The 797-nt window shown below is 60.2% G+C and carries 1 protein-coding gene; it reads right to left on the bottom strand.

Translation table 11 applies throughout. The features are described from left to right. The coding region (locus A9D60_RS04950) for a right-handed parallel beta-helix repeat-containing protein (protein WP_141117821.1) at positions 1 to 641 on the bottom strand (641 nt) is incomplete at its 3' end. Positions 642 to 797 lie beyond the last annotated feature (156 nt).

Genomic DNA, 797 nt, shown 5'->3' with positions numbered 1-797 from the left:
CTTTCGGTCTTGATGCCGTCCCCCAGCGAATTGCGGAAATGGCTGCCGGAAATCGTGGCGCCATCGCCTTGCACGACACGCAGCTGGTAGAAACCGCCGTCGAACAGGCTGCTTTCAACGGTCAGATTGTTGCCGCCCTGCACGTCGACATGCATCGAAACATTGCCCGAGAAGGCGCTGTCCTCGATCGTGACGTTGTCGCCATCGACAACCAGCACCCGTTTCTTGTGGTAATCCTGGCCGGCCGCCGGAAGGATCCCGTCATAGCTGGTCTTGGGCGCGTTCACCACGCCGAAGGTGACATTGTCCACCGTCACCCCGTCGGAGAGGATGAACAGCGCCGAGGTGTCGGCGGGGGAAGCCGTGCGCACATCCAGGCCCGCGCCCGGGAGGGCGGTGAGGGTGAAATCCTTGGGCAGCCGCAGGTTCGAGCCTGAGATCTTGTAGGTGTGCTCGAGAACCAGCGTGCTGCCGGGCTTGAATGTCCTGTTCGAAAGCAGTTCCGCAAAGGCGCTGGAGATATCCTCATCCGCAGACCAGCCGAAGCCGGAGGAGTACCAGGGCGGCGGGCGGTATTCCTTGGCCCAGAAATCCACGGCCAGCACGCCGGAGATCAGCAGCAGAACCGCAAGGCCACTCACGCGAAGGAGTGTTTTAAAAGATATCAACTGCGGTTCCTTCCTCCCTCGCGGCAAAATGGTGCCAATTGACGATACTAAACAACGTAAAGTGAGGCAATCTGGGCAGACAAGCGCCTCAAGGGGCTGAAAAGGCAAGCGGTGTGAAGCGGCTTCAGG

Origin of the sequence: Leisingera sp. JC1 (assembly GCF_001679925.1) — a bacterium.
In the GTDB taxonomy this organism is placed as follows: Bacteria; Pseudomonadota; Alphaproteobacteria; order Rhodobacterales; family Rhodobacteraceae; genus Leisingera.
This window is presented reverse-complemented; position numbering and strand designations above follow the sequence as displayed.